This window comes from Halobacillus sp. ABH2_015 (genome assembly GCF_056158945.1).
This window is the reverse complement of sequence record NZ_JBSWUG010000002.1, coordinates 3,484,019-3,497,412: the sequence shown is the minus strand read 5'-3', so window position 1 is coordinate 3,497,412 and position 13,394 is coordinate 3,484,019. Positions and strand designations below refer to the sequence as shown.

Annotated in this window: 11 protein-coding genes; all 11 read left to right on the top strand. The window is 50.0% G+C overall.

Going from position 1 to position 13,394, the window contains the following annotated elements; translation table 11 throughout:
- The first annotated feature begins 217 nt into the window (after window positions 1–217).
- The 11 genes from ACXAD6_RS18035 (at window position 218) to ACXAD6_RS17985 (ending at window position 13,394) form a co-directional block, all read left to right on the top strand.
- Window positions 218–1,933: a sensor histidine kinase gene (locus tag ACXAD6_RS18035; protein ID WP_474970093.1), complete on the top strand. Its 1,716-nt coding sequence runs from the start codon at window positions 218–220 to the stop codon at window positions 1,931–1,933.
- Complete coding sequence (locus ACXAD6_RS18030; RefSeq protein ID WP_474970092.1) at window positions 1,930–3,495, top strand: response regulator; 1,566 nt, start codon at window positions 1,930–1,932, stop codon at window positions 3,493–3,495. Before ACXAD6_RS18035 ends, ACXAD6_RS18030 begins: the two co-directional genes overlap by 4 nt.
- 113 nt (window positions 3,496–3,608) lie before the next feature.
- A complete protein-coding gene (locus ACXAD6_RS18025) occupies window positions 3,609–4,910 on the top strand; it encodes an extracellular solute-binding protein (RefSeq protein WP_474970091.1) in 1,302 nt (433 codons plus the stop codon).
- Window positions 4,911–4,931: 21 nt separating this feature from the next.
- Window positions 4,932–5,819 (top strand): carbohydrate ABC transporter permease, encoded by an 888-nt coding sequence (locus tag ACXAD6_RS18020; RefSeq protein ID WP_474970090.1) that lies wholly within the window; start codon window positions 4,932–4,934, stop codon window positions 5,817–5,819.
- Window positions 5,816–6,646, top strand: coding sequence for a carbohydrate ABC transporter permease (locus tag ACXAD6_RS18015; protein WP_474970089.1), 831 nt, complete (start codon window positions 5,816–5,818; stop codon window positions 6,644–6,646). Before ACXAD6_RS18020 ends, ACXAD6_RS18015 begins: the two co-directional genes overlap by 4 nt.
- 4 nt (window positions 6,647–6,650) lie before the next feature.
- Complete coding sequence (locus tag ACXAD6_RS18010) at window positions 6,651–7,931, top strand: glycoside hydrolase family 125 protein (protein WP_474970088.1); 1,281 nt, start codon at window positions 6,651–6,653, stop codon at window positions 7,929–7,931.
- A 19-nt stretch (window positions 7,932–7,950) separates the two neighbouring features.
- On the top strand, window positions 7,951–9,324 hold the full coding sequence (locus ACXAD6_RS18005) for a glycoside hydrolase family 1 protein (RefSeq protein WP_474970087.1): 1,374 nt from the start codon (window positions 7,951–7,953) through the stop codon (window positions 9,322–9,324).
- Entirely contained in the window at window positions 9,314–10,222 is a 909-nt protein-coding gene (locus tag ACXAD6_RS18000) for an ROK family protein (RefSeq protein WP_474970086.1), read from the top strand. The genes ACXAD6_RS18005 and ACXAD6_RS18000 overlap by 11 nt, the downstream gene beginning before the upstream one ends.
- Window positions 10,223–10,274: 52 nt before the next feature.
- Window positions 10,275–11,159: an AbaSI family restriction endonuclease gene (locus ACXAD6_RS17995; RefSeq protein WP_474970085.1), complete on the top strand. Its 885-nt coding sequence runs from the start codon at window positions 10,275–10,277 to the stop codon at window positions 11,157–11,159.
- Window positions 11,160–11,412: 253 nt separating this feature from the next.
- Window positions 11,413–12,414: a LacI family DNA-binding transcriptional regulator gene (locus ACXAD6_RS17990; RefSeq protein WP_474970084.1), complete on the top strand. Its 1,002-nt coding sequence runs from the start codon at window positions 11,413–11,415 to the stop codon at window positions 12,412–12,414.
- A gap of 26 nt (window positions 12,415–12,440) precedes the next feature.
- On the top strand, window positions 12,441–13,394 hold the full coding sequence (locus ACXAD6_RS17985; RefSeq protein WP_474970083.1) for a sugar kinase: 954 nt from the start codon (window positions 12,441–12,443) through the stop codon (window positions 13,392–13,394).

Sequence of the window (13,394 nt, the reverse complement as noted above, 5' to 3'; positions counted from 1 at the left end):
GTGACTATTCAAATCTTTTACTGTTAGAATAACATACCTTCAAAAAGGAGCCTTATGATGAATTATAAATGTGCGCTGTTTAAATCATGTATGGCTTTTTAGTGCATCGACAGCAAATCTCCATAAGGGAAATATAACCATTACTATAGTCTCGTAGAAGCATTGCTTTTTTCGACAATTCCTCTAAAATAAGATAAAAAAGTAGGATTTGATAGACGTGAGACGATTATTCAAGGACAGCCTGCAGGGGAAAATCTTCGTATTCACTTTACTCATCATCTTTGTGCCGTTAACCGCCTTAGGGGTGTTTTTTTACTATCAATCAATGAACCTGACAATCGATAAGCTTAAAGCAGCGGATGAGAATGTCGTCGAGCAGATCGGCTCCAACCTGTCCTTCGTGCTGGAGGATGTTCATGATTTAACGCTGTTCTTCATCCAGAGTGATCAGGGGCAGGATTTACTGACGAATGAGCCGGTGACACCCGCGGAATTGAATGAAAACAAGCGCAGCGTCGAACAGCTTCTGCTTCATTTAATCGGGTCGAAGGACTACATTTTTTCCGTGCAGATTGAAAAAGAGGAAGACGTACTTGTGCATACCGGTCCGCGTACAGCGGCGATGTCGGAGGAACAGCATGCGCGCCTGGATGAGTTGAACGGGGCAGGGCTGCTTACTGTCCATGAAGACGCCTCCAGTTTGTCGTACTCAAGACTCGTGAAGAACGTGAACAACGTGACGGAACCTCTGGGGTATTTGACGATCACGATTCACAGCAACTATCTGGATCAGCTGTTCCAAAGCAAGGTGACCGGTGATTATGACCGGTATTTCCTTTTACACGGAGGCAAAACCGTCGTTTCCAAGGGAACGCTCTACAACGACCGGGACACGCTTGAAATATTGGAAAATGTAGAGGAGACGGTGCAGTCCAGCGGGACAGAGGTGCGGACGATCGAAAAGGACCGGTACATCCAGTCTACCCGTGCCATTGAAGGGACGTCGCTTGCGGTGGTTCACCTCGTATCCCTCGATGCGTTGATGCAGGACAGCACGATCATTCCGGCGGTTGTTGTTATGGCATTAATTGTAAGCCTTTTCATCTGTGCGTTTGTCGCGTATCAGTTTTCGAGATACATCGTGAGACCAATGAAGGAGCTGCAGTCCTTGATGAAGCAGGTGGAGCAGCGGGAGTTCAACGTCCGTTATGCACCGAAGGGGTTGAGAGAGATAGATAACCTCGGTGCCGGTTTCAATTCGATGCTCGAACGCATCACGTTTCTCATCGATATGGTGTACCTCGCTCAAATCAAGAGCAAGGAAGCGGAGCTGAAGGCATTATATGCGCAGATCAATCCTCATTTTCTCTATAATACGCTCGATACGATCTACTGGATGGGCCAGATGGAGAACGCGGTGAAATCCTCAGAAATGGTCCATGCCTTGTCGCGTCTGTTCCGTCTTCTTCTGAAGGATCAAAAAGAGGTGTGGACAGTCGAAGAGGAAGTGAATTATGCAAGGCACTACCTGGACATCCAGAAGGTTAGATTCGAGGATACGATCCAGTTTGACATTGACGTCGATCCGGATGCTTCGAAGCTGCCGACGGTCAAAATGGTGCTTCAGCCTTTAATTGAAAATGCGATCTCCCACGGCATCGAGCCGCAGGGCGAGGGCATCATCCGCATCCGTATCCAGCGGGTGGCGGATGAACTGGAGATGACTGTGGAGGATAACGGCGTCGGAGCCGATCCGGAGGAATTGAAGGAGCTGCTGGAGCGGGAGATCAAAGGAAAACGCGGCTTTGCCTTAAAGAATATCCACGAACGGGTGCTCATTCATAGTGGCGGGGACTGCGGGCTTTCTTTTCATAGAAATAGCGAAGGCGGCCTGACGGTCGTAGTGAAACAAAAAGGGGAGGTGGCGGAATGAAGCTGTTGATTGTTGAAGATGAAGCGGTCATCCGGAGAGGGCTGGTCACATCCATGAACTGGGACGAGCTTGGGGTGACCGAAGTGGAAGCCGCAAAAAACGGGCAGGAGGCGCTGGACAGGCTGCCTCATTTCCGGCCGGATGTGGTCATGACCGATATCCGCATGCCGAAGATGGATGGCTTAACCCTTCTGCAGAAGCTGAAGGAAGACTCCCCCGGCCTTTTTACGATTTTACTGAGCGGCTATCAGGAATTCGACTATGCCCAAAAAGCGATCCGTCTCGGTGTGACGGAGTATTTGATCAAACCGATTGATAAAAAAGAGATTGCCGCCGTGATGGCAAGGATTGCCATGCAGAAGAAGGACCGCGAGTCGAAGTCCGAGACGTTGGCGAAAGCACAGGATCAGGAGCGGACAGAGTGGTTCAACAGCCTGATGAAGGAGGACGGCTTTGTTTCCGACACTCTCTGGCAGCGGTCGGGTGAGCTGGGCATTTCCTTCACGAAAGGAAAGCACCGCCTCTTTTTTGTAGAGGTGGATGACTACCCGATCCTGAAAGAAACGTGGAAAGGGGAGGATTTCCAAAGGCTTTATCGTGATGTTCAGCTTTTTCTGGACGAGGAGATGCTGCCTGAGTATACCGTACAGTTCTGGCCTGTTCATGCATTCCGGTGCGGGGCTATCGTCAGTAGTGTTCAGAGCTTGAATGTGAAGCCGCTCCTTCATGCGCTCCGCCACAAAGTGAAGAAAGCTTATCAGGTCAGTATTACCATTGGCATGAGCCGCGAGTTCCAGGATGCCCGGGTGCTTCCACTTCCGATGCAGGAAGCGAAAGCAGCGCTCTTACGGAAACGCTATGAAGGAAAAGATACGATCTATATGGCAGCAGGTCAGAGGGAGGAGCTCACGCATGCCGGCGACGGCGCTCTTTTTGACGGTCCTTCGTTTATGAAAGCCATCAACGAAGGAAATACGGGGCACGTGAAAAAAGCGCTCCGGCAGCAGTTCCGTGCTTTTAAACTTTCGCGTACTCCGCTTCCCGAAGTCCGGACGTGGTGCTTGAAGCTTCTCCTCTACACGAGGGAGGACACCCAGCTGCCGGTAAAAGCGGAGGATCTTTTTACAGCGTTGAACCGTTTTGACAATTTGAAGGATATGGAGGAGTTGATGGTGACCAGCTTCGCTGAGCTGTTGAAAGAGGCGGAGGCGTGGCGGGAGAATCACGGCAATGCGCTCGTCTTGCGGACGATTCACTATTTGGAGGCGCATTATGATGAGCCGCTCACACTCGATGAACTAGCGAAGTACTCCTTCGTTTCGCCTTCGCATCTGAGCCGGATGTTTAAAAAGGAGACGGGGACGACGTTTGTGAAGTGGCTGAATGAATACCGGGTGGAGAAGGCAAAGCAGATGTTCAAGGCCTCTCCGGCGCTGCCGATTTACAAGGTGGCCGAGGAAACGGGCTATCCGGATTATAAATATTTTGTGAAGGTCTTTAAAGCAAACGTCGGCCTGACGCCAAAAGAATACAAGGCGAATTTGGAAAGGCATTCGATATGAATGTCTTTTTTTGAACAAAAATGAAGATGAATGCGCAAAATAGGAGGCATTCAGATCAAAATGTAAGCGCTATAATTTGTCTATAATCTTATTTTCCTAAGGGGGATGGAATCATGAAGTCGTTATCTGTTAAAGGTGTTCTTCTCATGATGTTGGTCTTATTGCTGGCTGCGTGTTCACAGGGGGAAGCCGACGGGGAGGGCGGGGGAAGCAGCGCTGTTTCCATGATGCACTATTACAATAAAGAGCTGAATGAACCGGCGCCAACTGCACAGCTGGAGAAGCTGGAGGAATTCAAGGAAGGGAACGGGGACATCACAATTGAAGAGGAAATCCAGTCCCACGATAACTACGAAACGAAAATCAAGACGCTGGCGGCAGGGAACGAACTTCCTGATCTGTTCCTCATTAAGGGTTCGATGACGAAGACCTTCTCAGAAAACGGGCAGATCATCGCGCTCGACGATTTTCTGGAAGGGCGTGAAGATACTTTTGTCGATGGTACGCTGACACCGTTCCAAGTGGAGGACAGCACGTACGGCATTCCGGTATCAGGCGGGGCGACACACTTGATTTACTACAACAAAGATCTGTTTGAGCAGGCCGGTATCGAAGAATTTCCACAGGACTGGGCAGGCTTCATGGAAGCGGTCGACAAGCTGAAGGCAGAAGGCATTACGCCGATTGCTCTCGGAAACAAAGGGAAATGGGTGTTGAATTCCAGCTACCTCAGTACGCTCGGCAGCCGCTACACCGGGACAGACTGGTTCCAGAGCATCTTGAATCATGAAGGTGCGGCCTTTACGGATGATTCGTTCGTCCAGGCGCTGGGAGCGATTGATGAGCTTGCGAAAAACGATGCCTTTAACGACAACATGAACAGCATTGATAACAGTGAACAACAGGCAATGTACATGAACAAGGAAGCGGCGATGTTTATCGAAGGAGACTGGGCTGCGGGTACGATCACAAGCAGTGCCCCTGAGGATGTTCTTGCAGCAACCGAAGTGGCGATCTTCCCAGAGCTTCCGGGTGCGGCTGAGCCGGATACCCTTTCCGGTGGTGGGGGCTGGGCTTATGCGGTCAACGCCAATGTCTCCGATGAGAAGCTGGCGGACATTAAGAAGCTTGTCGAGCATTTAACGAATCAGGAAGCAGGGAAGCTGATTCTTGAAAAAGGACAGATTCCGGCTGTGACGGTTCCTGGAAAAGAAGAGATGGACATTCCGGATATGACGAAGAAGATTTTGAGTGTTGTTGAAAACAATCAGTACGTACCGATTTATGACACGATGCTTGATCCGGCGTTGATCGAAGTGATGAATACCAACCTTCAGAACATGACGATCGGTCAGGTATCACCGGAGGAAGCGGCTGCCAATATTCAGGCGGAGTATGAGAAGGGAAGCCAATAACATTGGGTTGAAGGTGATTGGATGGTAGGTAAAAGCGCAATCAAACCGAGTAACCACAAAATTTATTTTTACCTGCTCCCGGGGCTTGCGATTTATGCCTTCGTTGTCCTCATACCGCTGCTAATGGCTGTGCGGTACAGCTTCTACGACTGGTCGGGTGGACCGAACCTGACCTTCGTGGGGCTGGATAACTTCAGGGAGCTGCTGAGGGATCAGGTGTTTTGGACGTCATTTGGAAACAACATATTTATCATTATCATGAGTGTCATCGGGCAGGTGGGCATCGCCTTTTTCATCAGTGTCCTTTTGACACGGTCCTGGGTGAATTTCAAGCAGTTCCACCGAACGGTCCTGTTCATTCCGAACGTGCTGGCCGCGGTCATCATCGGATTTTTATGGTCGATGGTCTACAACCAGAATTACGGGCTTTTGAACTTTGTCCTAAAGGCGGTCGGGCTGGAAGGCTGGGTGCTGCCTTGGCTGGATGATCCGGATATCGTCATGGGAGCGGTCACGATCCCGCTGATCTGGCAGTTTATCGGCTTCTACATGATCATTTTCATGGCAGCGATGCAGAATATTCCGGATGAGCTCTATGAAGCAGCCGAAATCGACGGAGCTTCCTCGTGGAAGCAGACGTTGTACATTACGCTGCCAATGCTGAAAAACACCTTTAAAGTCGCGATCATGCTTTGTATTGCCGGCAACATGAAAGTGTTCGATCACATCTTCGTCATGACCGGTGGCGGACCTGGAAACAGTTCGACGGTGATGGCGCAGTATGCCTATGATGTATCCTTTGAACGCTTTGAATTAGGGTACGGCAGTGCCGTTTCCATCGGAATGCTGGTCCTCAGTCTACTGCTGATCGGCATCAGTCAATGGATAGGAAGGAGGGGAGAAGAATGAGGGCTTTTGCCTGGATTGGAAAATCGACGTTAAACACTCTGCTTTTCATTTTCTCCCTTTCGGCCATTTTTCCGATTGTCTGGATGATCTATTCATCCTTTAAAACGCAGTCCGAGTTTACGCTGAACATCTTGTCGCTGCCGTCGGAATGGAACTTCTCCAACTACGTGGAGGCGTTCAAAATTGGTCAGCTGCACAACTACTTTTTTAACAGCGTCTACATCAGTTTCATTTCGGTATTCTTAATCATATTTCTCGCGTTCATCATTGGGTACATGCTTGCCCGCTTCGCCTTTCCAGGGAGAACGATCATTTATGTACTCTTTTTGTTCGGGATGCTGATTCCGATTCACGGCCTTCTCGTCCCGATTTTTATTGAGTTTCGAAGCACTGGACTGCTGAACCAGCCGTATACGCTCATTCTTCCGTATGTCGCGTTCGGACTGCCGATTGCAATTTTCTTATTCGAAACGTTCATCAAGCAGATTCCGAAAGAGATCGAAGAGGCGGCAATCATGGACGGCTGTAATACGTTCCAGGTTATTTTCAGAGTCATATTCCCGATGGCCGGTCCGGTCATCGCCACCGCTACGATTTTAAGCTTTTTAACCGCTTGGAATGAATTCCCGTTCGCTCTCGTGCTGATCCAGAGCCCGGAGCTGCGGACACTGCCGGTCGGGCTGACGAATTTCAACGGCCAGTATACCGTGAACTACCCGCAGATGATGGCGGCCATGTCGGTCACTGTGCTCCCTGTCCTGATCGTCTACCTCGCATTCTATAAGAAAATTATTAAAGGCATGACGGCAGGTGCCGTGAAAGGATAAGCAGATGAAATTACCACCAGTTATTTATGATGTAATCGACCAGACCTCTGAACAGCTCAGCCATCGACCTCAATTGCAGCAGCTTTTTCAAAACTGCTTTCCGAACACGCTGGAAACGACGACAAAACTGCTCGATGATGGCACGACCTTCGTTTTTACCGGAGATATCCCGGCCATGTGGCTGAGGGATTCGGCCGAGCAGGTCAGCCCATACCTTCCGTATCTGTCCATCGACAGGGACCTGCGGAGTTTGATTCGAGGATTAATCGACAGGCATTTGTTTTACATTCAGCACGACCCTTACACGAATGCTTTCAATGAGGCGCCCAACCATGCGCACTGGAATGACGACGATAAAGCGGAGATGACCGCCTGGGTGTGGGAGCGTAAGTATGAGCTCGATTCCTTATGCTTCTCCCTGAACCTGATTTATGAATACTGGAAACAGACGAGAGATGATACGATCCTTGGCACATCGTTTCTGCACGCGCTTCATATGGTTGTGACGGTGTGGGAAATCGAACAGGATCATGAAAAGAGATCGAGCTATACATTTGAACGAGACGACTGTCCCGATATTGATACATTGAAAAACAATGGAAGGGGGACGCGGGTTCGCTACACAGGAATGACGTGGTCCGGCTTCCGTCCGAGCGACGATGCGTGCGCGTACGGCTATCACATCCCGGCCAACATGTTCGCTGTTGTCGTCCTTGGAAAAATGGCAGAAATGCTTCGCTACAAGGGCAACCAGCAGAGACTGTTAAGACGCCTGACCAAGCTGCATAAGGAGATCGATCAAGGAATCCAGATTCACGGCACGTACCTGCACCCCGAATTCGGGAAGATTTATGCGTATGAAACAGACGGGTTCGGAAGCTACGCACTCATGGATGATGCGGGCACACCGAGCCTGTTATCGATTCCATATATAGGCTACCGCTCGATGGATGATCCCATTTATCAAAATACGCGCCGCTTTATTTTGAGTAAGGATAATCCCTACTTTTATACAGGAGCGTATGCTGAAGGGCTTGGGAGTCCGCATACCCCGGAAGGATACGTCTGGCATCTCGGAATCTCGATGCAGGCGCTCACGACGAACGACCGGGAGGAGCTGAAGCGCTTGATTGATATGCTCGAGCGGACAGATGCGGGCACCGGCTATATGCATGAAGGCTTCCACACGGATGACCCATCCATGTATACGAGGGAATGGTTTGCCTGGTCCAACAGCATGTGTGCCAGGGCCATCCTTCATGCCCTCGACAACAAAGCCATCTAAAATGAGAGGAGGAACTGAAATGGACTATTCATTTCCGGAAGGATTTCTATGGGGAGCCGCATCCTCCGCCACACAAACGGAGGGGGCTTCACAGGAAGGCGGGAAAGCACAGAACATCTGGGATTACTGGTATACTATCGAACCGGAGAAATTTTTTCACGAGGTCGGTCCAGGCACCGCTTCTGATTTCTATCATCAATTCAAAACGGATGTCCAGCGGATGGCGGACATTGGCATGAACTCCTTCCGCACCTCCCTGTCATGGGCGCGCCTCATTCCGGACGGCCGTAACGTTAATCCGGAAGCGGTCCAGTTTTATCAATCGCTTATTGATGAACTGTTGGAAAAAGGCATCCGGCCGATCATCAACCTCTATCATTTTGATATGCCTCTGCATCTTCAGGAAAAAGGTGGCTGGGAAAGTCGGGAAGTCGTGGAAGCCTACGTTCATTATGCGAAGGAGGCCTTCCGGCTGTTTGGCGGCCAGGTGAAAGACTGGACGACGTTCAACGAACCAATCGTTCCCGTGGAAATGGGCTACCTGAACCATTATCACTACCCATGTGTCGTTGATATGAAGCGGGCGGTCCAAGTCGCTTTTCACTCCATGCTTGCCAGTGCCAAAGCTATTGAACAGTATAGAAAGCTGGGCCACGATGGAAAGATCGGCATCATTTTAAACCTTACACCCTCGTATCCGCGCAGCGATAATGAAGCTGACGAAAAAGCGGCGGAAACAGCGGATCTTTTCTTCAACCGAAGCTTTCTGGATCCTTCAGTGCTCGGCCGTTACCCAGCGGAGCTGACCGCTCTGTTAAACCAGCATCACATGCTTCCCGACTATGTGGAGGGTGATATGGAGACGATCGCTTCTCATACGGTGGACTTTTTAGGTGTGAACTATTATCAGCCGCGCCGTGTACAGGCGAAAGAACACCCGGTATCCAATCCGGCTCTTCCTGAGCATTTCTTCGATCCGTATGTATGGCCGGAGCGCCGGATGAATCCATACAGAGGCTGGGAAATCTATGAAAAGGGACTCTATAATATTGCGTTGAATATCAAAGATCACTACAACAACATCCCGTGGTACGTCGCAGAGAACGGGATGGGGGTTTCAGATGAAGAGCGCTTCATGGATGAGGACGGTATGATTCATGATGATTACCGGATCGAATTTCTCGAAGAGCATTTGAAGTGGCTCCATAAAGGGATCGGGGAGGGATCAAACTGCTATGGTTTCCACATGTGGACATTCATCGATAACTGGTCTTGGCTGAACGCCTATAAAAACCGCTACGGCTTTTACAGGGTGGATGTGGAGACCCAGCAGCGTTCCCTGAAAAAAAGCGGTCACTGGTTCAAGGGAGTGAGCAAGAACAATGGCTTCTAAGCTGCTGGGTGTAGACATCGGCGGAACGTATGTGAAATTTGCTGAGGTGACGATGGACGGAGAAATTCTGAGCCATTGGAAAGAACGGACGCCCTCCTCCTTGAAAGGCTTGTATGCTCTCATCCAGTCGGCTCTCGAAAAATGTTCTGGGGACCTACAAGGCGTAGCCGTCAGCTCCCCCGGATCGGTCACGGAAGAGGGGATTATAGAAGGTTCCAGTGCTGTCCCGTATATCCACGGTCCAAACTTGAAGGAAGATATGGCGCAGATTTTTCAACGTCCCGTTACGATTGAAAATGACGCCAATTGTGCGGCACTTGCTGAATACTGGTCCGGAGCAGCAGTTGGTATCGGGCACGTTGCGGTTGTCGTACTCGGGACAGGCATCGGCGGTGCGGTTCTTCATCACGGACGCATCCAAAAAGGGGCCCATCTCCACGGTGGGGAGTTCGGCTATATGATCATAAATGGGGAAAATCTCGGGAATGGCCTGAACACCTTCAGTGAGGCCGCTTCGACCTCATCGATGGTCCGGAAGGTGGCAGCGCATCAAGGTGTCGAGACTTCTTCGATCACCGGAGAACAGGTCTTTCAGATGGCGGAAGACGGTGATGCTTTTTGTAGGGAAGTCATTGATGAATTTTATACGATGCTTGCTGTAGGAATCCACAACATTCAGTATGCTCATGATCCTGAAGTGATTTTAATTGGAGGCGGCATCAGCGCCCGCCATGATCTAGTGGCGAATGTGGAGGAGAAATTGAGTGGTCTGCGTCATTCGATAGAAGAGGCACAGCTTATTCCGAACCTGAGGATCTGCCGGTACGGGGCCCATGCCAATATCGTTGGAGCGGTCTATCATTTTAAGACACTGGTGGATGGAGCGGATAAGATATAATGAAAAGCAGTCCGATGCGGGCTGTTTTTTTATGTGAAAAGGATGATGTTCAGTGAACAAGCGGGAATACCTAGTGAAAACCTTTGCTCGAACAAAAAAGAAAGACTATGAAAATTACATCCTGACAGCGATCTGGCACAAGCTGGACAACCTCAACCTCAAACCTGTCACCCAGCAGTATGTGAAGCGTCGTGAGGGCTATGCGCTGATGGACTTGTATTTCCCACAGCTGCAGATCGGGATAGAAGTGGATGAAGCCTATCATAAAAACCATCAAACACAGGATCGACTGCGGATGGACGACATCCTATCAGCAGTGAAGGAAGAGGAAATCGGGAATTTCCAAGTGTTCCGCTTGGATGCAACGCTGTCTATAGAAGCCCTGCATGCGAGGATTGTTGAAGTAACGGATCGTATTCGTGAGCAGATGGAAAAAGAACCGCTGCATTGGCATACGTATGAAGAAGAGTTAGAGCTTTGCCGGGGGCAGTCGCATTTGTCCATTTATGATTCCATCACCTTTCAAGATATTAAAGATATTGCCAATACGATTTTCGGGAAGAACGCGAAAAGGTACCAGCGCAGTTATTTTCGGATACGTGAAAACATGTGGCTCTGGTGCCCCAAGCTTTCAATCGTTGACCAAGGGCAGACAAAATCGGCAGCGGCGGGCTGGCTGAATATCCTTGCTGATGACTGGTCCTATATTGATGAGTCGCATGAAGATGAGGAAATTGTAACGCAGCGGAAAGAAACGTATCAAACAGAGGTGGAGTCTGGGCAGGAACGGGCGGTGTTTGCGAAGTATAAGGACAACCTCGGTTTTCACCGCTACCGGTTCGTGGGAGTCTACCGATTGGCCGGGATTTCTCCGGATGACAGCCGGTTTATGCGTTATGAACGGGTGAGCGATAGGATTGAAATTGGACGTGGATGATGGACTTTATTTTTGGAAGGGGAAAGCAGGGGATGCTTTTCCTTTTTATCTTAATATCCTCTTTCCGCCATATATACCAAAATAAAGTCGTTAATACTGTGTTTTTATCCACTATTTGTAAAGTTGACGCTATAATTTTCTATAAATTTAGAAAAAACTAAGAAACCCCTTGTAAAACGCTTACACAAAATCTATAATACAACTAAATCGATTTACTAAACCGATTTAGTAAAACAGAAATGTGGAGATTCCAATGAAAAAGATAACCATCGCAGACGTTGCGAAACAAGCAGAAGTATCTAAAAGTACCGTTTCGCAGTATTTGAATAAACGCTATGACTACATGGGAGAAAAAACGAAGCAACGCATCCAGAAGGCCATTGAGGAGCTTGGCTATCAGCCGAACTTCGTGGCACGGAGCTTGAAGCAGAAGTCCACGAAGACGATCGGCGTCATCGTGGCGAATATCCTGCACAACTTCACGACAGAAGTGACAAGGGCAATTGAAGACGCCTGTCACGGTGCAGATTTTCACACGATCATCTGTAATGCGGATGATGATCCGGTGAAGGAGAAGCACTACATCGAAATGCTCCGGGCCAAGCAAGTGGACGGGCTTATCATTTTCCCTACCGGAGATAACCGCGACTTGTACCAGCAGATGCTGGACGCGTCTTATCCGGTCGTCTTTTTGGATAGGAAGGTGGGAGAAATGCCGGTGACCGCCGTTATGCTGGATAACGAAAGGGCGGCAGAGCTTGCGGTCGACCACTTCGCTGAGAAGGGATACGAGCGGATCAGCATGGTGACGACATCGATTTTCAATCATGTCACGCCGAGGATGGAGCGGATTGAAGGGTATAGAAGCGCCCTCCGAAAAAACGGTCTGGCCGTTGAGGAGGAATACATCGTCAGCGCCGATCAGGATGAGATGCAGGAGGCGTTGGAGAAGCTCCTGCAGACGGAACAGCCGCCGGATGCGATTCTTGCCGGAAACGATCTCGTACTGATCGAAGTATTGAAATATGTGAAGCACAAAGGTCTACGGGTACCGGAGGATCTCGCCATCATCGGCATCGATGACGTATCGTTCGCAAGCTTCTATACGCCGTCGATTACAACGGTCGCCCAGCCGACGTTCAAAATGGGACGCATGGGTGCAGAGCTTCTGCTGGATAAGATCGAGAAGAAGGATAAACAGATGAGTCCGTTCTACCGCTTCGAGCCGAAGCTGATGGTCCGGGATTCCGTCTAACGAGTCTACAGGGAGGAGGAATGGACATGAACGACGTGATGACGATCGGGGATGCGATGATCACCTTCGATCCATCAAAGAACGGCCCGCTGCGGCATGTGCATACATTCGAACGAAAAGCAGGAGGGGCGGAATTCAATGTCGCCATCGGCTGTGCCCGCCTTGGTTTGAAAACGGGGTGGATCAGCCGCCTCGGAAATGACGAGTTCGGCCGGTACATCCGCAACACGGCCCGTGGGGAAGGCATCGATATTTCCGCGGTCAAGCTGATGGACGGCTATCCAACGTCCTTGAATTTTAAGGAAATCAAGGAGGATGGGAGTGGGAGTACGTTTTATTACAGGCAGAACTCCCCGACGAAGACACTGACTGAGCAGACGCTCGACATTGAAGCCCTCCGCAGGACGAAGGTGTTACATATTACAGGGGTGTTTGCGGCCATTGAGCCGGAGAAAAACATACCGCTGTTGAAACGGGCGATGACCGTCGCCAAAGATCACGGTGCTCTCATTTCCTTCGATCCGAATATCCGTCTCAAACTGTGGAGCCGTGAGGAAGCGAGAAAAGCGCTGACGCAGCTGCTGCCTTACGTCGATATTATGCTGACGGGCGTAGAGGAAGCGGAACTGCTGCTTGGTGTGGAGCGTGAGGAAGAGATCGTTGCCGCGTGCCAGCGCTACGGCATTTCAACGGTTGCGATCAAGCAGGGGAGTGAAGGAGCGTTCGCTTCGATGGACGGAGAATCACTGCGGCTGGCCGCGGTCCCTCCGAAAAAGGTCGTCGATACGGTTGGTGCAGGAGACGGGTTTGATGCCGGCTTCATTTACGGCGTCCTGCACGGCTGGTCGTTGAAGCGGACGTTGCAGTTCGCCAACACGATTGGATCGATGGTCGTCAGTGTGTACGGAGATAATGAAGGCCTACCGGAACTGGAAGATGTCCTTGTTCAATTAGGTGAACGAAAATTAGTGGAAAGGTGA

Bases quoted from the DNA above. Each gene is read 5' to 3' on its own strand.
- ACXAD6_RS17990 (WP_474970084.1), top strand. From the start codon at position 11,413: ATGAAAAAGATAACCATCGCAGACGTTGCGAAACAAGCAGAAGTATCT.
- ACXAD6_RS18005 (WP_474970087.1), top strand. From the start codon at position 7,951: ATGGACTATTCATTTCCGGAAGGATTTCTATGGGGAGCCGCATCCTCC.
- ACXAD6_RS18015 (WP_474970089.1), top strand. From the start codon at position 5,816: ATGAGGGCTTTTGCCTGGATTGGAAAATCGACGTTAAACACTCTGCTT.
- ACXAD6_RS18025 (WP_474970091.1), top strand. From the start codon at position 3,609: ATGAAGTCGTTATCTGTTAAAGGTGTTCTTCTCATGATGTTGGTCTTA.
- ACXAD6_RS18020 (WP_474970090.1), top strand. From the start codon at position 4,932: ATGGTAGGTAAAAGCGCAATCAAACCGAGTAACCACAAAATTTATTTT.
- ACXAD6_RS18030 (WP_474970092.1), top strand. From the start codon at position 1,930: ATGAAGCTGTTGATTGTTGAAGATGAAGCGGTCATCCGGAGAGGGCTG.
- ACXAD6_RS18010 (WP_474970088.1), top strand. From the start codon at position 6,651: ATGAAATTACCACCAGTTATTTATGATGTAATCGACCAGACCTCTGAA.
- ACXAD6_RS17985 (WP_474970083.1), top strand. From the start codon at position 12,441: ATGAACGACGTGATGACGATCGGGGATGCGATGATCACCTTCGATCCA.
- ACXAD6_RS18000 (WP_474970086.1), top strand. From the start codon at position 9,314: ATGGCTTCTAAGCTGCTGGGTGTAGACATCGGCGGAACGTATGTGAAA.